Source organism: Porphyrobacter sp. CACIAM 03H1, assembly GCF_002215495.1.
GTDB lineage: Bacteria > Pseudomonadota > Alphaproteobacteria > Sphingomonadales > Sphingomonadaceae > Erythrobacter.
Genome location: NZ_CP021378.1, coordinates 1,642,517 through 1,662,358 on the forward strand (window position 1 = coordinate 1,642,517; position 19,842 = coordinate 1,662,358).

General features: G+C 69.3%; 16 protein-coding genes. 2 read left to right on the plus strand and 14 right to left on the minus strand.

The features are described from left to right. Positions 1 to 23: 23 nt before the first annotated feature. The 12 genes from CBR61_RS07790 to CBR61_RS07845 all read right to left on the minus strand — a co-directional run bounded on the left by CBR61_RS07790 (position 24) and on the right by CBR61_RS07845 (position 12,369). Positions 24 to 1,562: a methyl-accepting chemotaxis protein gene (locus CBR61_RS07790; RefSeq protein WP_157696531.1), complete on the minus strand. Its 1,539-nt coding sequence runs from the start codon at positions 1,560 to 1,562 to the stop codon at positions 24 to 26. A 1-nt stretch (position 1,563) separates the two neighbouring features. Next, entirely contained in the window at positions 1,564 to 1,863 is a 300-nt protein-coding gene (locus CBR61_RS07795; RefSeq protein WP_088913851.1) for a hypothetical protein, read from the minus strand. Continuing rightward, the gene (locus tag CBR61_RS07800; RefSeq protein ID WP_088913852.1) at positions 1,853 to 2,140 is read right to left on the minus strand and encodes a hypothetical protein; all 288 of its coding nucleotides are present in this window, start codon (positions 2,138 to 2,140) and stop codon (positions 1,853 to 1,855) included. The genes CBR61_RS07795 and CBR61_RS07800 overlap by 11 nt, the downstream gene beginning before the upstream one ends. A gap of 2 nt (positions 2,141 to 2,142) precedes the next feature. Then, complete coding sequence (locus tag CBR61_RS07805) at positions 2,143 to 2,583, minus strand: chemotaxis protein CheW (RefSeq protein WP_088913853.1); 441 nt, start codon at positions 2,581 to 2,583, stop codon at positions 2,143 to 2,145. Between the two features lie 22 nt (positions 2,584 to 2,605). Next, on the minus strand, positions 2,606 to 2,989 hold the full coding sequence (locus CBR61_RS07810) for a response regulator (RefSeq protein WP_088913854.1): 384 nt from the start codon (positions 2,987 to 2,989) through the stop codon (positions 2,606 to 2,608). Positions 2,990 to 3,007: 18 nt separating this feature from the next. After that, positions 3,008 to 3,577, minus strand: coding sequence for a chemotaxis protein CheD (locus CBR61_RS07815; RefSeq protein WP_233996917.1), 570 nt, complete (start codon positions 3,575 to 3,577; stop codon positions 3,008 to 3,010). Then, a complete protein-coding gene (gene cheB / locus CBR61_RS07820; RefSeq protein WP_088913855.1) occupies positions 3,574 to 4,638 on the minus strand; it encodes a chemotaxis-specific protein-glutamate methyltransferase CheB in 1,065 nt (354 codons plus the stop codon). Before cheB ends, CBR61_RS07815 begins: the two co-directional genes overlap by 4 nt. Continuing rightward, positions 4,635 to 5,531, minus strand: a complete 897-nt coding sequence (locus CBR61_RS07825) for a CheR family methyltransferase (RefSeq protein ID WP_088913856.1) — start codon at positions 5,529 to 5,531, stop codon at positions 4,635 to 4,637. The genes cheB and CBR61_RS07825 overlap by 4 nt, the downstream gene beginning before the upstream one ends. 2 nt (positions 5,532 to 5,533) lie before the next feature. Next, positions 5,534 to 7,690 (minus strand): chemotaxis protein CheA, encoded by a 2,157-nt coding sequence (locus tag CBR61_RS07830; RefSeq protein WP_088913857.1) that lies wholly within the window; start codon positions 7,688 to 7,690, stop codon positions 5,534 to 5,536. Then, the gene (locus CBR61_RS07835; protein WP_088913858.1) at positions 7,687 to 7,944 is read right to left on the minus strand and encodes an STAS domain-containing protein; all 258 of its coding nucleotides are present in this window, start codon (positions 7,942 to 7,944) and stop codon (positions 7,687 to 7,689) included. The genes CBR61_RS07830 and CBR61_RS07835 overlap by 4 nt, the downstream gene beginning before the upstream one ends. A 140-nt stretch (positions 7,945 to 8,084) precedes the next feature. Beyond that, complete coding sequence (locus CBR61_RS07840; RefSeq protein ID WP_088913859.1) at positions 8,085 to 9,839, minus strand: methyl-accepting chemotaxis protein; 1,755 nt, start codon at positions 9,837 to 9,839, stop codon at positions 8,085 to 8,087. A 40-nt stretch (positions 9,840 to 9,879) separates the two neighbouring features. Then, positions 9,880 to 12,369: a TonB-dependent receptor domain-containing protein gene (locus CBR61_RS07845; protein ID WP_088913860.1), complete on the minus strand. Its 2,490-nt coding sequence runs from the start codon at positions 12,367 to 12,369 to the stop codon at positions 9,880 to 9,882. A 219-nt stretch (positions 12,370 to 12,588) separates the two neighbouring features. On the opposite strand from CBR61_RS07845, the gene CBR61_RS07850 reads away from it, so the two are divergent. Together CBR61_RS07850 and CBR61_RS07855 are read left to right on the plus strand one after the other, a co-directional pair. Continuing rightward, complete coding sequence (locus CBR61_RS07850) at positions 12,589 to 13,704, plus strand: DUF2332 family protein (RefSeq protein WP_157696532.1); 1,116 nt, start codon at positions 12,589 to 12,591, stop codon at positions 13,702 to 13,704. Between the two features lie 138 nt (positions 13,705 to 13,842). Next, entirely contained in the window at positions 13,843 to 16,341 is a 2,499-nt protein-coding gene (locus tag CBR61_RS07855; protein ID WP_088913862.1) for a TonB-dependent receptor domain-containing protein, read from the plus strand. Between the two features lie 81 nt (positions 16,342 to 16,422). Here the strand turns inward: CBR61_RS07855 and CBR61_RS07860 are convergent, their stop codons facing one another. Together CBR61_RS07860 and CBR61_RS07865 are read right to left on the minus strand one after the other, a co-directional pair. Next, on the minus strand, positions 16,423 to 17,694 hold the full coding sequence (locus CBR61_RS07860; protein WP_088913863.1) for an HD-GYP domain-containing protein: 1,272 nt from the start codon (positions 17,692 to 17,694) through the stop codon (positions 16,423 to 16,425). A 127-nt stretch (positions 17,695 to 17,821) separates the two neighbouring features. Further along, on the minus strand, positions 17,822 to 19,747 hold the full coding sequence (locus CBR61_RS07865; protein WP_088913864.1) for a methyl-accepting chemotaxis protein: 1,926 nt from the start codon (positions 19,745 to 19,747) through the stop codon (positions 17,822 to 17,824). Between the last annotated feature and the right edge of the window lie 95 nt (positions 19,748 to 19,842).

Genomic DNA, 19,842 nt, shown 5'->3' on the forward strand with positions numbered 1-19,842 from the left:
AGCCCGCCGAGTAGCGCCGCCCGTCAGGCTGCCGGGCGCAGGCGCATCGGGCGCGGTTCGCCATCCTCGCGGCGGAAGTGGCTCACCTGTCCGCGCAGGTCCTCCGCTCCGCGCAGCAATTCGACCGAGGCCGCGCTGGTCTGTTCGGCCATCGCCGCGTTCTGCTGCATCCCGCGGTCGAGCAGGCCCATCGCGGCGTCGATCTGGCGGATCGCCTCGACCGCGCTGCCCGAGCCCTGCGCGATGCTTTCGACCTGGCTGGCGATGTCGGAGAAGCGGCTCACCAGCGAGCTGAGCAGGGCGACCAGCTGCTGCACCCGCGCAACGCCGAGCGCGACCTCCTCCTTCGAGGTCGCCACCAGCTGCTTGATCGCTCCGGCCGACTGCGCCGACCGCTGGGCAAGTTCGCGCACTTCGCCTGCCACCACGGCAAAGCCCTTGCCCGCCTCGCCCGCCCGCGCCGCCTCGACCCCGGCGTTGAGCGCCAGCAGGTTGGTCTGGAAGGCGATGGTGTCGATGAAGGCGATCATCTCGCCGATCTGGGTCGACGAAGTCTCGATCCGGGTCATCGCCTCGGCGGCGCCGGCAACATCGGCGGCGCCGCTGTCGGCGTCGGCCTTGGCGCCGAGCGCGGTTTCGCGGGTCTCGGCCCACAGCCGGGCCTGCGCCTCGATATCGCGCAGCAGTTCCGCGGCGGTGCGGGCGACAGTCTCGATCGCGGCGGTCTGCTGCTCGGTCTTGGCCGCCAGATCTCCCGAGGCCTCGCGCAGTTCGTGCGCGCCGGTGGCGACCTGCTCGGCGGTGAAGGCCACGGCGCCGACCAGCCCGTCGAGCTGCGCGCAGGTCTCGTTGAGCAGCGTGCGCGCGCTGTCGTAGTCGCCGGGGAAGGGGGTCGCGATCTGCGAACCGAGGTCCCCGCCGGACATCGCGACCAGCCGTTCGCTGAGGCTGGCGAGAACGCTGCGCTGCTCGGCCGCCTTCGCTTCGCGCTCGGCGTGAAGTTCGGCATCGCGGGCGGCTTGCGCGGCGCGGGTTTCCATCAGCCGCCGTATAAGCGCCTCGAAATGGCGGCACAGCGCGATCAGCACCCCCGCCTCGATCAGCACCACCACTGCGTGGAACATTACCCGCGAGATGTCGGCACCGTCCGGAAAGACATAGGCTGGCGCGACGAAATTGAGCAGCAGGTGGTGCAGCGCGGTGACGACTGTACCGATCACGATGGTGCGCCAGTCGGCCAGCGCCGCGAGCACCGCCAGGAAGGCGAAGAACAGCATGTGCATGTCGATGATCCAGCCGCTGTCGCTCGCCATCGCCAGGAGGAGCGCTGCCAGCAGCGGATAGGTCACCGAGATGACGACCCGCGCCAGCGGATCGCAGCGGCGCGTGGCGGCGAACCAGACCGGGGCCGCCACCAGCAGGGCCGAGCTCAGTGCAATGAAGGGGGCGCCGCCCGCCAATCCCCAAACCACGAGGATCGATCCCACCACGCCCGCGAGCGAGCCCACCACCCGCACGCCGGTTTCCCGCAGCTCACGCATCTCGTCGACAATCATCGTCATGTCACCCCCCATCGGACCGGCAGCCCGGCGCGCGCGCGGCAACTGGCACGATGCCTTGCGACAGCGCATGGAGCAGGCTGCGGTTGTCGGAAATGCGCGCGATCACCCGCCCGCTTGCGCTGTCGAGCGCCAGCAGCGGTGCCCCCGTTCGGTCGGCCCATGCGAGCACGCCGCGGAGACCGCCGGTGCCGAGCGGCACCAGCAACGCCGCCTGCCCGGGACGCGGCCATGCCAGCGCTGCGACCAGCGCGAACACCACGCCCGCCGCATGCAGGCCGATCAGGGCGCGCTCAAGCCGCACCGGCCTCCTCCAGCGCGTGACGCAGGTCGCCGAGCCGGATCGCCGCCACCGCCGCGCGGGGATCGGGGGAGGCGAGCACGCCGGCCATTTCGCGCAGCGACTGCGCCAGCCGGTCGATCTGCTGCAACTGCACCAGATAGCGGCCCGCGACATCGGGGTCGCTGCACAGCACGATGCCGAAGGTCTCGGACTCCTCAGCCAGTGCGGCAAGGTGCGCGGCGATGCCTTCGAGCAGGGCCGGAGAGGGAGCCGCACGGGATTCGGGAGGCTGAACCATCCTCAGGCCGCCAGTTCGACCGGTTCGTCCGCCATCAGCCGGGCAAGATCGAGCACCATCACCATGTCCTCGCCCAGCGGGGCGATGCCTTCGAGGAAGTGGGTGATGGTCTCGTGCCCCATCGCATCGGGCTGCTGGAGCGTGCCGGCCTCGATCCCGACGATGTCGGCGACGTCGTGGACGATCAGGCCGCGCATCTGGCCCTCGTGCTCGATGACGATGATAGGGTTGCGCGGCGTTGCGTCGGTCGGCTCCCACCCGAGCCGGGCGGCGAGGTCGATCACCGGCAGCACCGCGCCGCGCAGGTTGACTACCCCCGCGACATAGTCGGGCACGCGCGGCAGGCGGGTAACGGGCGACCAGGCGCGGATCTCGCGCACGGTCATGATGTCGATGCCGAACCGCTGGCTGGCGATCCCGAAGGTGATGAGTTCGTGGCGCATGGGGGCGTTACCTCGGGCAGGGTCAGTGGATCACGCGGCGCAGCGCGGCGGTGAGCTTGTCGGCATCGAAGGGCTTGACGATCCACCCCGTCGCTCCGGCGTTGCGGGCGCGCTGCTTCTTTTCCTCGGAGCTTTCGGTGGTCAGCACCAGGATCGGGCGTTCGGCATGGAGCGCGCTCGAGCGCAGCTTCTCGATCAGCCCGAAGCCGTCGAGGCGCGGCATGTTGATGTCGGTGATGATGACGTCGACCTCGTTCGAGGCGAGCCATTCGAGCGCCTCCTGACCATCCTCGCACTGTTCGACCGCAAAGCCGCGCGAAGTGAGGGCGCCGAGCAGCAGCGCGCGCATTGAGGCGCTGTCGTCGACCGTCAGGACACGGATGGTGGAGGGGTTGCTGGCTTGCATGATGTGCTCCGTTTGGCCCTAGAATAGCTCGACCGTCCCAAATGCCGATTGCGGCCGCCCCAGTGGTTTCTGCGTAGGGGCGTTGTCGGAAGGCACCAGCCGGGCGCGCACCTGCCCGCTGGCGGGGCGGAACTGGATGCGCCGCGCCTGGGTGCCCTCGAGATCCTCGAACACCTTGGGGATGTTCTCGCGCTCGAGGAACTGGCGGGCGAAGGCGGCATTGGCGGTGCCGATCGGGGAGAGATCGGGATTGAGGTTCGCGCCGCCGTAAAGCCGCGCGCGCATCCGGCTCTTGTTTGCGCCCAGCGCGAGCATCTCGTTGATCAGCAGTTCCATCAGGAACAGGCCGTAATCGCTGTCGAAGGTCTGGTTTCGGACATGGGCCGGGGGCTCGGCGAGCAGGAAGTGGTTCATGCCGCCCACCTGCGCCACGGGATCGAACAGGCAGGTTGCGACGCAGCTGCCGAGAATGGTGCTCATCTCCACGCGAGGATCGGTGCTCGCCTTGGCCTCGCCCTGGACGATGGTGACGCGGATCGCCTCGGAGGGCGATCCGGCCGGAGCGGAGAAGGGGGTCATGGCGGTCATGGCGCGGGTGCCTTGCTGGGTGTGAAGATGGCCGGGGCAATGCGCTCGAGCGGCAGCACCTCGCCGGCCGCGCCCAGCTCAATCGCCGCGCGCGGCATGCCGAAGACGACGCAGCTCGCCTGGTCCTGGGCGATGGTGCGCGCGCCGATACTGGCGAGCGCGACCATGCCCTGCGCGCCGTCCTGCCCCATGCCGGTGAGCAGGATGCCGAGTGCCCGGGGGCCGCGCGCGGGGCCGAGTGTGGAGGCGAGCGAGGCGAACAGCCGGTCGACGCTGGGGCGGTGGCCGGACACCGGATCGCCCTCGCGCAGCACGCAGCGTAGCCCCCGCGCGCCGGCCGCCGCGACCTGCAGGTGGCGCTCGTTGCCCGGCGCGAGCAAGATCGTGCCGCTTTCCAGCGGCATGTCGCTTTCCGCCAGCATCACGCGCGGGCGCACCGCGCGGTCGAGGGACTGGGCGATGGCCCCGGCGAAGCAGCCGTTGATGTGCTGGACGACGAGGGTCGGCGGGCAATCCGCAGGGAAGTTTGCCAGAAGGGTGTGCAGCGCCTCGACCCCGCCTGTCGAGGCGCCGATCACGATGGCGTCGGGCAGGGCGGTGGCGGAGGCCGGGGTGGGTGCAGCGGCGGAGGATGTGCGAGCCGGCCGCGCAGGGGCGGTGGCGAAGCGCACCCGCGCGGCCTCGCGCACCATTGCCGGCAAGGCGCCGTCGTCGGCGCCGCCCTGCGTCATCCGCAACTGGGATTTGGGGATACAGCCCACCGCGCCGAGCTGCAGGCCGCGCACCGTCGCGCTCGCGCCGGCCTCGGTCGCGCCGGACACGAGGATCACCGGCGTCGGGCGCAGGGCCATGATCTTCTCGAGGAAGGACAGCCCGTCCATCCCCGGCATCTCGATGTCGAGCGTCACCACGTCCGGATCGAGCGCCTTGATGAGCTGGCGCGCCTCGGCGGCGTCGGCGGCGGTGCCGGCGACGGTGATGTCGCTCTCGCGCTCGAGCCGGTGCTGGAGCAGCGCCCGCATCAGCGGGGAATCGTCGACGATCAGGACGCGGATGCTCATGCCGTGCCCTTCCGGCGATAGATTGTCGGGCCGACCGGTTCGAGCAGCGCCGCTGCCGGACCGCTCACCCTTTCGGAATGACCGATGTAGAGATGGCCGCCCGGTGCCAGCTGGCGGGCGAAACGGGCGACCAGATGCTCTTTGGTCGGGGCGTCGAAATAGATCATCACATTGCGGCAGAAGATGACATCGAAGGGGCGCCGCATCGGCCAATCGCCCATCAGGTTGAGTTCGCGGAAGCGGACCATCGCCTGCAACGCCTGGTCGATCGCGACGCGCGGCTCGCCGCCGGCCCCGGCAGCAGGCACGCACCAGGTGCGGCGCAGCGGTTCGGGCAGTGCCTCGAGCGCACTGGCCGGATAGGTCGCACCCCGCGCGCCTGCGAGGGCATTGACCGAGATGTCGCTGGCGAGCGCCAGCACGCGGCTCTGCGCAATCCGCAGGCCTGCCTCGCGTTCGGGCCCGAGCAGCACCATCAGCAGCGTCCAGATCTCCTCGCCGGTGGAACACCCCGCCGACCAGATGCGCACGTCCTCGCCGGCCAGCGCGCGGCGCACGAGGTCGGGGCGCAGTTCCGCGGCGAAGTGGTCGAAGTGATGCGGCTCGCGGTGGAAATAGGTGTGGTTGGTGGTCAGCGCCGCGATCACGGCGGTCTGCCCCTGCGGGTCCTCCGCCAGCGCATCGAGAAACGCGCCGAAGCTCGTGAGGCCGCTGCGCCGCACCAGCGGAGCGAGGCGCGAATAGGCGAGCATGCGCTTGCGATCCGACAGGACGATGCCGCTCCGGTCATGGATCAGCGCGGCGATGCGGCGGAAGTCGGCTTCGCTGTAGATGGCGGGGCTGACGCCGGGCACGATGCTGTCGGTCGCCGCCGCGGCGGATGAGGCGTGCATGGTCAGGCCGCAGCCGCCAGAGCCATGCCGCCGGCGCCGCCCGCGTGTGCGGCGGTGCTGGCGATGAAATCGACATCGACGATCAGCGCGACCTTACCGTTGCCGAGGATCGTCGCCCCCGCCACGCTGTCGATCTGGCGGTAATGGGCATCCAATGCCTTGATGACGAACTGGCGTTGATCGGTGATCGAATCGACAAGTAGTGCGGCACGGCCATGGCCTTCGGTCTCGACCAGCACCAGCACGCCCTCGCAGGGGTTCATGACCGCCTCGTTCGCCCCGGTCAGCGCGCCCAGCGGCACGATCGGAACGAAGCTGCCGCGCGCGTTGAGCATCTGGGCCCGGGTGCCCATGCCCTTGACGTCGGCGGGGGTGGGCCGGAGGCTCTCGATCACGTGGGTGAGCGGGATCACGAGCGACTGGTCGCCGACCTGCACGATCATCCCGTCGGAGATCGCGAGCGTCAGGGGCAGGGCGAGGCTGAAGGTCGTTCCCTTGCCAGGCACGCTCTCGATGGTGATGCGCCCGCCCAGCTCCTTCACGTTCTGCTTGACCACGTCCATGCCCACGCCCCGGCCCGAGATGTTCGAGACCTGCGCGGCGGTGGAGAAGCCGGGAGCGAAGATCAGCTGGTTGATGTCGTCATCGGTCAGCTGAGCCTCGGGCGCGACGAGGCCATTGGCGATGGCCTTCGCCAGCACCCGGTCGCGGTCGATCCCGCGCCCGTCATCCGCGATGCGGATGATGATGCGCCCGGCCTTCTGCTCGGCCGAGAGGGTGAGGGTGCCCTCCGGGTCCTTGCCCGCCGCACGGCGTTCGTCGGGCGGCTCGATCCCGTGGTCGACAGCGTTGCGGATGAGGTGCGTCATCGGCTCGGAGAGCCGCTCGATCACGGTCTTGTCGAGTTCCGTCGTCTCACCGAACACCTCGAGCTTGACGTGCTTGCCGGTCGAGGTGCCGAGTTCACGCAACAGGCGGGGGACGCGGCCGAACACCGAACTGATCGGCTGGGCGCGGAAGGCCATGGCGTGTTCCTGGATGTCGCGCACCAGGGTCTCGATCAGCGCCAGCTCCTCGATATGGGCGAGGTTCTCGTTGGCGAGCCGCTGGGCGAGCATGGCCTGCGCGATCACCAGCTCGCCGACGCCGTCGATCAGCATGTCGAGCTTGCGGAGGTCGATCCGGACCGATTGCGTCACAGGAGCGGCGGCGGCTGCTGCTGCTGCGGGCGCCGTCGGTCCTGCGCCCGCCGGGGCGGCTGGCTGGGGTGCGGCCGCTGCGCCGGCGTCGCCCACTGCCGTCACGGTTGCGGGCGCCGGTGTGGCCGATGCCACAGGCGGCTGGGGCGCGGCGATGCGCGGCGGCGGCATGGTACCCTCCGGCCCGTAGGCGACCGCGACTTCGTCGCCGACGAAATCGAAGATCTCGGCGACGCTTTCGCGCGTGACATGGCCGGGCATCCGGAAGGTCCAGCCGAAATAGCCCTCGTTCACGGCAAGGCGCTCGAAGGTCGGAACGGCGGCGATGTCGCACAGCTCGCAGGTGCCGCCGAGATCGCACAGCTCGCGCAGCCACAGCAGCGGTTCGCTGCCCTTGGTCATGGCCCCGGCATGGGGGCGGATGTGGACCAGCCAGCCTTCGGGTGCCGCCTTGGCGGGCGGGGCGGGGGCGGAAAGCTCGTTCAGCAGCGCGTCGAGATCGTCGAGCGGATCGCTTGCGACCGGCGCAGGCGCAGGCGCGGGCGCGGCGGGCGCGGCGGGCGGAGGGGCAACCTCCCCGCCATTGCCCGCCCGCGCAGCCTCGAGCCGCGCGAGAAGATCGGCATCGTCGGGCGGGGTGCCACCGCCGCGTGCCGCCTCGACATGGTCGCGCAGGCAGTCAAGCGCGAGCAGCAGCAGATCGACCAGCCCCGCCTCGAGCGGCACCAGCCCCTCGCGGATGTCGCCCAGCAGGTTCTCGAAGCCATGGGTGTAGGCGGCGAGCGCGGTGTGCCCGAAAGCGCCGGCGCCGCCCTTGACCGAATGCACCGCGCGGAAGATCGCGTTGATCGTCTCCGCATCGTGGGTGCCCTCGCGGCAGGCGGCCAGGCCGCTTTCCGCCGCCTCCAGCGATTCCTCGCATTCGACGAAGAAGATCTGCTTGATGTCGTCTTCGGTCATGCCGTCACGCCCTCCAGAAGGATGTGGTCGAGACCGGCCAGGCGCAGCGCGGCGGTGAAGGCCTCGCTGGGGTGCTGGATCACGATCCCGCCCTCGCTGCGCGCCGCCGAGACCAGCAGTTGCAGCATCGCCTGCCCGATCCGCTCGACGCGGGCGGCATCGACCGGAAGCGGCGCGGACCCGAGCGAATCCGCGATCTCGGGATAGAGCGCCGCGGCGGCGCTCCGGTCGCAGATGGAGGGAAGAGTGATCATCCTTGTGGCCTCGCTCAAAGGGAAGAAGCGGTCGGGGGCTCCGGCCCCTGACGGGGTGCGCAAGCCTGCCCAAGGTCATAGGCGACAGGGTTAAAGAGCGGTTTTCGCAAGGCCCGGGGGCAATCCCCTAGCCGCGGCCGTCAGGCCGCGAGGGTTCCGCCCCAGCCGCTCCCTGCCGCCCCTGCGCGGTCCGTCCCGCCGCCGATCCGGAAACCGGCAAAGGTGGCCGCCAGCTGGCGCGCCTCGTGGTTGAGGTTCTTGGTCGCGGCGTTGGTTTCCTCGACCATCGCCGCGTTCTGCTGGGTCATCTTGTCCATCGCGCCGATCGTCTCGGAAACCTTGCGCAACGCGATGCTCTGTTCGCTCACGGCATCGGCGATGCTGGTGACGGCCTGCGTCACCTCGCCGACCCGGGCGATGATCGCCTCGAGTGCGGAACCGGTCTCGTTGACCAGCGAGACGCCGGTCTGGACGTGTCCGCCGACCGCCTCCACCCGCGACTTGATCTCGCTCGCGGCCTCGGTCGCCCGCATCGAGAGCGCGCGAACCTCCGATGCGACCACCGAGAAGCCCTTGCCCGCCTCGCCGGCGCGCGCGGCCTCGACCCCGGCGTTGAGGGCGAGGAGGTTGGTCTGAAAGGCGATGTTGTCGATCATCGCTGTGATCTCGGAGATCTCGACGCTTGCGGTCTCGATCTTGCCCATCGCCTGGATCGCGCGGCCGACCACCTCGCCGCCAGTCTCCGCCTCGGCCCGCGCATCGCGCATCGAGCCGCTGACACCGACCGCGAGCTTGGCGTTTTGTTCGATATTGGCGCTGAGGCTCGCCATCGTGCTCGAGGACAGCTGGAGCCGCGCGGCCTGGTCCTCGCTGCGGCTGGCGAGGTCGGTCATGGCGTGCTCGATCTCGTTCGAGGTAAGATTGATTGAGCCGATGCTGTCGTTGACGGCACCCATGGCTTGCGAGAGGCGCTCCATCGCCCCGTTGAAGTCCCGCGCGAGCGCGGCGAAGGCGGGGGGCATGTCGGTCAGGCGCACGGTCAGGTCCGAATCCGCCACCGCCGCGAGGGTGCGGCCGATGCGGGCAACCGCCTCCTCGCGCTCGGCGACGGCCTGCTCACGCTCGATCGCGGCATCGCGGAACACCAGCATCGCCTGCGCCATCGCGCCAAGCTCGTCGCTCCGGTCCGTGCCCGGAATTGCGATGTCGTTGGATCCCCTGGAGAGGTCGGTCACCGCCCTGGTGAGGGCGACGATGGGCTGCGCAATCGACCTGGTCAGTCCGCGCGACAGCACCAGCGCAAGGCCGATCAGGATCGTGCCGCCGAGGCCGATCGCGACCCATGCCATGGTGATGACGCCGGCCTGCCGCTCGGTCTCGCTGGCGATCGCCGCGTGCTGGGCATCGCGGATCTCGCGCAGGGGATTGACGGCGTCGGTGACCAGCACGCGCTTGCCCGCCGCACGGATCGCCTCCTGCGCCGCGTCGCGGCCACCGGCCTTCACCACGGCGATGTACTTGTCGCCCCAGTCGCGCCGCCATTCGAGCGTTTCCTCGCGCGAGACCCGGGCGAGCTGCTTGAGCGCCGGGTCGGCGAGCGCGGCTTCGAGCTTGCGCGAGGCCTCGTCGTAATCGTCGCGGCCCTCGTAGTAGGACTTGAGATAGCTTTCGTCGGCGGTGACGAGGAAACCGCGCATCTGGCTGTTCTGGCGCAGCAGCGCCGTCTCGAGCGCCAGCACGTCGGCGAGGATTTCCTGGCTCGCGGTGTTCCTCGCGGTGACCGAGGAGATCATCGCGAGGCTCACCCCGCAGGCGATCATCACCGCCGCGGCGACGACGTTCAGCGAGACGAAGGCAAAGCCGAGGCGGCGCGGGATGTTCATCCGGTCAAGCATGGCGGGGGGTCCTCTCGTCCAGGTCTTTCGCGCCCGCCCCTCAGAAGGCGTAGCGCAGGGATGCAGTGACGGTGCGCCCGTTCATGACCTGCGCGTTGGCAAGGCCCGAGGGCGGGATGGTGGGTGCCTGGATCGCGACCACGGCCAGTTCGTCGAAGACGTTGAAGGCGTTGAGCGCGACCGTCACGCCCTCGGCGGGGCGGTATTGCACGAAGGGGCTGACGAGCACGTAGCCCGGCTGGCGCAGCTGGTTGGTGTCCTGCGCATAGCTCGAGGTGGTGCCGTTGATCACCGCGCCGAAGCTGACCGCGTCGAGCGCGACTTCGGGCCGGGCGAAGAAGGCGAAATCGGGGATGTGGCGGGGGGTGTTGCCGTCGAAGGCGGGGTCGATCTCGTCACGGTCGATGGCGGCGTCGGTCCAGGTCGCGCCGACCACGAGGGCGAAGGGCCCCTCGCGCCACTCGCCCTCGAATTCGAGTCCCTTGGCGCTGTAGGTGCGGTTGACCGGCACCACCTGTGCCTGCCCGGCCGCATTGGCGTTGATCTGGAAGTTGCGCTCGTCGGTCGAGGCCCAGAAGCCGGTGAGGAAGGCGCTGAGACCGTCCCTGCGGAACTTCACCCCGGCCTCGGCCTGCTTGACGATCGACACCTGCACGCCTGGATCGCGCGGACGGCCGGTGACGGGATTGAGCGTTTCCGTCCCGATGGCGTTTTCGGCGCTCGCACGCCCGCCGCGGCTGTAGCGGGCGAAGGCCGAGAAGCTGTCGGTGAAGCGGTAGTTCACCCCCGCGGAGTAGGAGAGATAGTCGTATTCGTAGTCGACCGGCGCGGGCTGGCTGAGCGGCAGGATCGGCACGGTGCGTTCGGGCAAGGAAATCTGCCCGTTGCCGTTGACGTCGATCGGCGCGACGCCGACCCGTCCGCCGCCGAAGTTCGAGGAGAACACCTGTCCCTGCACATCGCCGCGGTCCCAGCGGATGCTGGCTCCGATGGCGAGCTTGCCGATCTGGTAGTTCACCGACCCATAGGGCGCGAGGATGTCGTAGGTCACGTCGTAGCGGTTGTGATAGATGGTGAAGGGCAGACCGACCGCGAAGCCATAAGCGAGCGTCCCCGCGTCGGTCAGCGGCACGCCGGCCGCCGTGGCGAGGTTCACCGGTGCGTTGCGCCCTCCGCCTGCGAGATCCTGCAAGGTGCTGGTGAAGTTCCAGAACATCCGGATGTCCTGGCTCGAATTGTAGACCCCCGCGGTGGTGGTCAGCTTGCCTTCGCCCACGTCCCACACGCGCGTGGCGCGCAGGTCGTTGGTGGCGTTGTCGAGGCTCTCGAGATCGGCATGGATCCGCGCCGAGAGCGCCAGCAGGCGCGCGTCGGTGATGGGCTGGCCCGACTGCGGCCCGGCGGCATAAGTCAGGCGCGCGCCCGGTCCGCCGAATCCTGCGAAGAAGGGTGCCGGCGCCGCCACGAAGGGCACGTTGTCGTTGTATTCGCCGCTGATGTCGGAGAAACGGAAGCGGTTGGTGACAGTGAACCCGGCGATCTCGAACTGCGCTTCCAGCCCGATCGCCGCGACCCGCGCGGCAAGGCCGTTGCCGGCGTCGAGCACGGTCGGGCGGTTGTTGCGGTCGACCTCGGCATAGCTGCGGGTGAGCGGCGAGAGATAGCCCTGCTCGCGGATGTCGTAGCCGGGCAGGAAGCCGATCTCAGGGTCGGCATCCGTCCCGCGGATGGTCACGGGCAGGGTGCCGTAATTGGGCTGACGGTCGTCGAGATACTTGCCGTAGAGGCGGATGTAGCCGCGTTCGAACTCCCGGGTGAGGTTGGCCTTGATCTGCCCGCCCTCGAAACCGTTGAAGCCGATATCGCGCGGGCCCTCGCCGGTGCGGAAGAAGCCGCCGGCATGGAACCGCCAGCCATCGCCGAGCGGCGCGCCATAGGCGAAATCGATCCGCTTGAGGTCATGCCCGACCCCGCTCGAGACCTGCATGAGGCCGCCCGCCGTCTCGCCGGTCTTCGAGATGAAGTTGATGAGCCCGCCCGGCGAATTCGAGGCGAAGGTGGAGGCCGAGCCGCCGCGGATCGCCTGGACCTGCGACAGCGTCAGGTCGGCGCGCAGGAACTGGTCGATCCCGGCAAATTGGATGTCGCCGAATTCGAGCACCGGCAGGCCGTCCTCCTGCAATTGCAGGAACTTGGAGCCTTCCGCCGCCAGCGGCAGGCCGCGGATCGTGATCGCCGAGAAGCCGTCGATATCGGAGGTCTCGGAACGGATGCCGGGGATGTTCTGCATGATCCCGGCGATCGAGCTGACCGAGAGCTGGGCGAGGTCGTGATCGTCGAGCACGCTCGCCGAGATGGCGGTGTCGAGCAGGTCGCGGCCCTTTGCGACGCCGGTGGTGAAGGCCTTGGGGGACGGGGCCGGTGCCGGGGCGGTGCCTGCCTCTTCGGAGAGAGTGGCGTCCTCCGCCCGGAGCGGAAGTGCGGCGGTGGTGGCGAAAAGGGTGGCGACAAAGGCAGTGCAAAGGCGCATTCTTCAGGGAACTCCGGGGTTGAGCCAAATTGGCCGGAGCGTCGCCCTAGAACCGCCTCCTTTAACCGGGCGGCGCAGCGCGGATCGGTAGTGTTACGGGGCAGGCGATTGCGCCCCCGGACGAAGCGGCTGCGCACTTTCCCCTAGGCCGCCAGCCAGACAATTTGCCCGGGCGCACCCTATGGCTGCCATTCCCGACCGTGAGCCGAGGCTGTGCGTTTGACCTTTCCTTTCCTTCCCGACCAGATCGCCGTGGCTCGGCCCGACCCGGTCGGGCGTCCCGGCCGCACCGTCCGCCAGCTGCGCATCGAGGCGCGCAAGGCCGCCGATTTCGGCAAGCCGCTCGCCGCCGCTCTGATGGAGTCGCTGGCGCGGGTGCTGCCACGCAGCGGGCCAGTGTTCGCATGCATCGAGCACTGGCCGGGCGATCTCGCCAGCGACGGCGTGATCTTCCGGCTCAATGCCGGGCTCCACGCCCTTGCCCTCACGGGGCAGGCGCCGGCATTGGGCGCGCTCTACTGCGAAGGCCTGCTGCTGCCGCCCGCGCTGCTCGACCGTACGCTGACGAAGGCGCTATGCGGCCATGCCGACACGCTGCTCGGCTGGCTTGCCCATCCCACCCAGACCAACGAGGTCGCGCGCGTGGCGGGCCTCGTCGCCGCGCTGCTCGAACTCGGGCGCGCGCGGGCGATGCCCTGCGAGGTGCTGGAACTGGGCGCGAGCGCCGGGCTCAATCTCAATGTCCCGCGCTATGCCGTCCGGCTCGGCGCAGTCGCGGCCTGCGCGCCGACGAGTACGGTCACGCTGGCTCCCGCGTGGCGCGGGCGCGCGGCGGCGGCGGGCGAGGTGGCGATCACCGCCGCCCGCGGGGTCGATCTCCATCCGCTCGATGTCGCCATGCCCGCCGACCGCGAGAGCCTCAGGGCCTATGTCTGGCCCGGGGAGGTCGCTCGCGCCCAGCGCCTGGAGGCCGCGATCGGGATCGCGCGCTGCCATCCGCCGCAGGTCGAGACCGGTCGTGCGAGCGCATGGCTCGCCTGCCGCCTCCTTGAACACCAGCCAGCGGACACGCGCCGCGTGGTGTTCCATTCGATGGTGCTGCAATATGCCGACGCCGCCGAGCGCGCCGCGATCGACGCAGCCTTCGCCGCGGCAGGAGCGCGGGCGCAGCCCGATCGTCCGCTGGCGCGGGTCGGCATCGAATGGCGCCCCGATCGCCGCGCGGTGGAACTGCGGATCGCGCAGTGGGACGGGGCGGGCCACGCGGGCGAGAGCCGCATCGCCGCGCACTGCCACCCCTATGGCGAATGGATCGACTGGCACGGCCTCGCCTGAAGGCCCTTGTGGCCATTCCCTAGCGTCACTCCCTAGGTGCGGCTTTCAAACCTGCCAATTCCCGCAGGTCTAACGGGCAGGCTGCACTCGATGAAGCCGGGCCGATCCCGAGCACGGCACAACCGGGGGGAGATAGCCATGAAACTGCACACCAGAATGCTGCTGCTTGCCGCCACCAGCGCCTTCGCCATGCCGGCGCTGGCGGAAGAGAGTGACGCGGCCGAAGGCGAAGCCGAAGCCGAAGCCGAAGCCGTCCAGTCCGCCGCACCTGCCCGCCCGCCCGCCGAGATCTTCTCGACCGGCATGGCCAAGGGCCGCGACCGGCTCGACAGCGCGACCTCGACCTCTGCGCTCAGGGGCGAGGAGATCGACCGCTTCGGCCCGCGTCCGCTCGGCGAGGTGCTGCGCACGATGGCCGGCCTCAGGGTCGCGACCGGCATCGGCGAGGGCAACAACAACTACACCGTGCGCGGCCTGCCGCTGGCCGCGGGCGGCTCCAAGTACATGCAGTTCCAGGAAGACGGCCTGCCGGTGCTCGAATTCGGCGACCTCTTCAACGTCGCCACCGACGTCTACCTCAGGAACGACTTCACCGTGGGCGCGATCGAGACGATCCGCGGCGGTTCGGCCTCGACCTTCGCCTCGAACTCGCCGGGCGGGATCGTCAACGTCATCTCCCGCACCGGCGAGCAGGTGGGCGGCCGCGCACAGGTGACCGCCGGGCTCGACTTCGACGAGAAGCGGATCGACTTCGATTACGGCGCCAAGCTGGGCGAAAACACCCGCATGTACATCGGCGGCTTCTACCGCCAGGGCGAAGGGCCGCGCGACATCGGCTTCACGGGCGTGCGCGGCGGGCAGATCAAGGCCAACATCACCCGCACCTTCGAGGGCGGCTATGTGCGCGCCTATTTCAAGCTGCTCGACGACCGCTCGCCGACATTCGCGCCCTATGCGGTGAACATCACCGGCACCGACGCCGACCCCGTGATCCGCAGCTTCCCGGGCTTCGATCTCCGGCGGGATTCGACGCTCTCGGGCTTCCTCGGCCCGGTCATCACCCTCGATCGCAACAACCAGCCGGTCGCCCTCCCGATCGCGACGGGCCAGAGCGCGAAGTCGCACTCGCTGGGCCTCGAGGCACAGTTCGAGCTGGACGGATGGACCGTCACCAACCGCATGCGTTACGCCGTCAACGGCGGCGATTTCAGCCGGATGTTCCCCAACCGCCAGAACACCGTTTCGGCCTTCGCCGCCTCGATCGGCGGGGCGGGGTCGACTGCCGCCTATGCCAGCGGGCCGCTCGCCGGGCAGGCGATCCCGGGCGGGAGCGCGATCAACGGCAACGGCCTGCTGTCGCTCTATTTCGTCAGCTTCGTGCGCGCGCGCTCGCTCGACAACTTCACCAACGACCTGCGCGCCAGCAAGGTGTGGGAAGTGGGCGGCGGCAAGCTGACAACCACCGGCGGGCTTTATCTCGCAACGCAGGAACTCGACACCACCTGGCTGCACACTGCGATGATCGTCGATGCGGCAGGCGGCGGTCGGACCGCGCAGGTCGACATCTTCAACGCCGCCGGCCAGCCCCAGACCCTGAACGGCTATTTCGCCTTCGGGCGCGAGAGCAGCCTGTTCCGGCGCATCTTCGATGTCGATTACCGGGTGCTCGCGCCTTACGGCTCGGTCAACTTCCACGTCGGCAAGCTCGCGGTCGGCGGTTCGCTGCGCTACGATACCGGGCGGGTGCGCGGGCAGCTGTTTGGAGCCGACCTCGGCGGTGGACGGCAGGGCCTGACCAGCTTCGATTTCAACCGCGACGGGACGATCAACCCGGCCGAACGGCGCACCGCCTTCCTCCCGCTCGACCGGCCTGCGCCCGTCGATTACGACTACGGCTACCTCAGCTACTCCGCCGGGGTGAACTACCGCGTGGCCGAGAGCTTTTCGGTCTTCGCCCGCTACAGCCGCGGCGCGCGGGCCAATGCCGACAAGATCCTGTTCACCCCGATCGTCGATCCGCTGACCGGCGGCGTCGCCGATGGCGACCGCGAGGATGCGGTCACCCAGATCGAGGGCGGCTTCAAGCTGCGGCGCAACGGCATCACTGTCAACGGCACGGTGTTCCATGTCGAGGCCGAGGACAAGAACGTGCTCAACGGCGCGGCCAATGCCACCAACCGCTCCTACGAGGCCGAGGGGGTCGAGCTCGAAGGCACCTTCACCCGCGGCGTGTTCAACCTGATGCTGGCTGCGACCTATACCCAGGCCAAGATCACCGAGGACCGGGTCGGGGGCGTATTCACCGGCCGCGAGCCGCGCCACCAGCCGGACTGGGTGTTCGTAGCCGTGCCGCAGGTCGATCTCGGCCGCTTCGCCGCCGGCGCGAACATCGTCACCATCACGGGCAGCTATGCCCAGGACAGCAACCTCCTGCGGATGCCCGGCTTCACCACCGTCGGCGCCTATGTCGAATACGAGCCAGCCGAGAACCTGCGCCTCACCGTGAGCGCGCAGAACCTGTTCGACACGCTCGGCATCTTCGAGGTCAACCAGGCGAGCGTGCCAGCCAACGGGATCGGCTTTGCCCGTGCCGCCAACGGGCGGACCGTGCAGGCCTCGTTGCGCCTCGCCTTCTGACGACCGGCACCATCGGCGAAACGGGAAAGGGCCGGCGAGCGATCGCCGGCCCTTTCTGTATGGCGCCCTGGAGAGATCCGGTCAGGCCTCGGCGTGATTGCGATAGGCGCTGAGGAACACCAGCTCGCGCAGCTGCGCGTGATCGGGCAGGTCGAGCCCGGTCAGATCGGCGATCCCCGTGATCCGTTCGTTGTCGTTGCCGTGGGCGAGCGCGATGCGATAGGGCCTGATACGCTCGCCCGTCTCGAACGAGTAGAAGGCCTGCACCACCGGGCGCATGGGGTCCTTCCGGTCCTCGTCGATCACCATCGCGAGCTTCTTGCTGCTCAGCGCCACGAAGGAGCCGACAGGGTAGAAGCCGACCGTCTCGATGAAGGCGCGCAGGATCTCTGCGTCGAATGCCCCCTCGTCTGCCCGCATCGCCGCGATCGCCGCCGCAGGATCGAGCGCCTGGGTGCGGTCCGAGCCGGTCAGGTGGAAATCGAAGGTGTCGCAGATCGCCGCCATGCGCGCCACCAGCGGGATCTCCTCGCCCTGGCAGGCCTGCGGAAAGCCGCGGCCGTCCATCCGTTCGTGATGGAACAGGCAGGCGTCGAGCACAAGCTGCGGTAGATCGCCGTCGTTCCTCAGCGCCCGGTGGCCGAGCAGCACGTGGCTCTGCCACACCCGCGCCTCGAGATTGCGATAATCGCCTCCCGGGGGATCGCTGGCTTGCGGCAGATAATTGACCCCGATGTCGAGCAGCAGCCCCGCCAGCCCGCAATTGTGGATGTCCTGTGCCGGCAGCTTCAACCGGTCGGCCAGCGCCACCATCAGCGCGCTGACCGACAGCGCATGGCGGAATACTGCCTCGTTCTTGAGCTTGCAGCGCATCAGCCCGCTGAAGGCCTGGGGATTGCGCCGCACAGAGGCGAGGATGTCGCTCACCACGGGTTCGACCTTGCGCACGTCGAGGGCCTTGCCGAGCCGCGCAGCGATGAAGGCCCGGTTGAGCCGCTCGCGCGCCTTTTCTGCGATTGCGCCTGCGGTTTCCAGCTCCTGCGCCATCGAGACCGGCGTTGTCGCGGTCAACTGCACGGCGGTGCGTTGCCTGATGCTGCGGATGCGCGCGGCGGCAGGGGGTGATGGGGGCGCGAAGGGCTCGGTCGGAGTCGCCCCGGATGGAGCGAGATCCCGGCCCTTTTCCGTGTCGATCACCACGCTGCGCACCCGGCTCGCTTTGATCGCGGCGAGCCGGTCCGCATCCTCGATCAGGAACTTCGCTTTCCAGAACGGATGGTCGAACCAGCCGCCCTCGAACTTGTGGACGAACATGCCCAGCTGGAGTTCGGCGACGGGGATCTGCTTCAACATCGGTATGTCCTGCTCCCGGTTGTTTCGCGACCCTAGCGATCCGGCCTTGGCAATTTGCAGGGTGTCCCCTCGGCAAATCACCTAGGTGCGTGGCAAGGACCGGCGCGAAGCGGCGGCAGCAGAGGCATCAGAACTCGCTCCAATCGTCCTCGTCGGGAGCCGCAACCGGAGCCGGTGCACGGGCCGGCGCAGGCTCTGCCTTGCGGGCGAGATTGCCGATCACCGGCGCGGGCGGCGCGCTGGCCGGCTTGCGCGCCGGCGCGGCCGGGGGGCGCGTCTGGCGTGTGGCCGGTGCGGGAGCGGCGGCGGGTCGAGCGAGCGCAGCGGATGCGCCAAGACCCTCTGGACCACCCGCGCTCACCCGGAACTGCGCGACCAGCTCCGCGAGGCGCTGGGCCTCGCCCGAAAGGCTGCGCGTGGCGGCGGTCGATTGCTCGACCATCGCCGCATTCTGCTGAGTCATGCGATCGATGGTGCCGACCGCGACATTGACCTGTTCGAGATTGCTGGCCTGCGCGGCGGTGGTCTCGGCGATCTCGTTGACCTGTTGGGTGACGGCCCCGACCTGCGCGACGATCTCGGCGAGAAGCGTGCCGGTCTCGCCGACGAGGCTCACCCCGTCGCCGACATGGGCGGTGGACTTGTCGATCAGTGCCTTGATGTCCCGAGCGGCCTCGGCGCTGCGCTGGGCGAGGGCACGGACCTCATTGGCGACCACGGCGAAGCCCTTGCCGGCCTCGCCCGCGCGCGCGGCTTCGACGCCCGCGTTGAGAGCGAGAAGGTTGGTCTGGAAGGCGATCCCGTCGATCACGTCGATGATCTGGGTGATCTCGCGCGCGGACTGCTCGATCGCGCCCATCGCGGTGACCGCCTTGCCCACCACCTCGCCGCCTTCGGTGGCGCGACTGTGGGTCTGGGCGATGGCGCTACGGGCAGCGATCGCGTTCTCGGCAGACTGGCGCGTGAGGCTGACGGTGGTGCCGACCGATGCGGCGGTCTCCTCGAGGCTCGCGGCCTGCTGTTCGTTGCGCAGGGCGAGATCCTCGCTCGCCGCGCGGATCTCGTCCGAACTGGTGCGCACCCCGGTCGCGGTCGCGCGGACCGCCCCGATCATCGTCTCGAGCCGGGCGACCGCGGCGTTGAAGGCCTCCTGGAGCCGCTGGTGCTCGCCCGCCGGCATCGAAGTGATACGGTGGGTGAGATCGCCGTCGGCGAGGCGCGAAAGGGCGCCCGACAGCGTCTCCACGACCTCGGCCTGCGCGGTCGAGCGGTTCTTGTCGGACTTGAGCGCGGCGCGGAAGGTCTCGATCGCGCGGGTCATGACGCCGATCTCGTCGTCGCGGTGATCGAGCAAAATTCCGCTGTCGTGGTTGCCCGCCGCCATGTCGCGCATGGTTTCGGCAGTCTCCCAGATCGGCCAGAGCACCTTGCGCCGGAAGTACAGGTAGGCCCCCGCGAGCGCGCCGAGGATGACCAGCACCGCCAGGAGAGCACCGGCGAGCACGAGCAGGGTCGTTGCGGCGTTCTCTTCGACGACCTCCGCAGACAGGCTCTCGCTGCGGGCCACGAGCGCGTCGTTGGCCTTGCGGTGGGCGCGGTAGATCTCGAGAAGCCGCCGGTGCGAAGCGAGGATCGCCGCCTCGTCCCCGCGCCGGACGGCGGGCTTCAGGCTGTTGTTGATCTCGTCCCAGAAGGGTTTGCCGGTCGTCCGCGCATTGTCGGCAATGCCTGCCTTGAGCTCATCTTCGATCGGGCTCTGGGCCCATTTGCTTTGGGCCTCCCAGAACTCCCGCTCGAGCTTGGCCAGCCGCTCTTCGTTGATCGCGTAGGCATCGCGATGGATGGTCATGATGCTGGCGTTGCTGAAAGCCTCGACCAGGAACATCGGCGGGGGCAGGATGTCAGCGCGCAAGTCGGCGAGCGTCGTCTCCCGGCTGTCGAGCGCGCCGCCGTCCCTGATATGGTTCACCCCGATGCCCGCGACCATCAGGATCGCCGCCACCAGACCGCCGAGCGCCATGGCGCCAACCCGCGATTTTTCCTCGATGTTCATGTCGTCTCACCCGGTTGCGGCTTCGCGCCTTCCCTCGCATCGGCCCTGTTTGAGGCTGCCGTCTATCCGGGAGGGCGATAAGGCCGCTTTGCCGC

Excerpts from the sequence above, each read along its gene's own strand:
- CBR61_RS07790 (WP_157696531.1), bottom strand. The coding sequence starts at position 1,562 with ATGACGATGATTGTCGACGAGATGCGTGAGCTGCGGGAAACCGGCGTG.
- CBR61_RS07800 (WP_088913852.1), bottom strand. The coding sequence starts at position 2,140 with ATGGTTCAGCCTCCCGAATCCCGTGCGGCTCCCTCTCCGGCCCTGCTC.
- CBR61_RS07805 (WP_088913853.1), bottom strand. The coding sequence starts at position 2,583 with ATGCGCCACGAACTCATCACCTTCGGGATCGCCAGCCAGCGGTTCGGC.
- CBR61_RS07810 (WP_088913854.1), bottom strand. The coding sequence starts at position 2,989 with ATGCAAGCCAGCAACCCCTCCACCATCCGTGTCCTGACGGTCGACGAC.
- CBR61_RS07815 (WP_233996917.1), bottom strand. The coding sequence starts at position 3,577 with ATGACCGCCATGACCCCCTTCTCCGCTCCGGCCGGATCGCCCTCCGAG.
- cheB (WP_088913855.1), bottom strand. The coding sequence starts at position 4,638 with ATGAGCATCCGCGTCCTGATCGTCGACGATTCCCCGCTGATGCGGGCG.
- CBR61_RS07825 (WP_088913856.1), bottom strand. The coding sequence starts at position 5,531 with ATGCACGCCTCATCCGCCGCGGCGGCGACCGACAGCATCGTGCCCGGC.
- CBR61_RS07830 (WP_088913857.1), bottom strand. The coding sequence starts at position 7,690 with ATGACCGAAGACGACATCAAGCAGATCTTCTTCGTCGAATGCGAGGAA.
- CBR61_RS07835 (WP_088913858.1), bottom strand. The coding sequence starts at position 7,944 with ATGATCACTCTTCCCTCCATCTGCGACCGGAGCGCCGCCGCGGCGCTC.
- CBR61_RS07840 (WP_088913859.1), bottom strand. The coding sequence starts at position 9,839 with ATGCTTGACCGGATGAACATCCCGCGCCGCCTCGGCTTTGCCTTCGTC.
- CBR61_RS07845 (WP_088913860.1), bottom strand. The coding sequence starts at position 12,369 with ATGCGCCTTTGCACTGCCTTTGTCGCCACCCTTTTCGCCACCACCGCC.
- CBR61_RS07855 (WP_088913862.1), top strand. The coding sequence starts at position 13,843 with ATGAAACTGCACACCAGAATGCTGCTGCTTGCCGCCACCAGCGCCTTC.
- CBR61_RS07860 (WP_088913863.1), bottom strand. The coding sequence starts at position 17,694 with ATGTTGAAGCAGATCCCCGTCGCCGAACTCCAGCTGGGCATGTTCGTC.
- CBR61_RS07865 (WP_088913864.1), bottom strand. The coding sequence starts at position 19,747 with ATGAACATCGAGGAAAAATCGCGGGTTGGCGCCATGGCGCTCGGCGGT.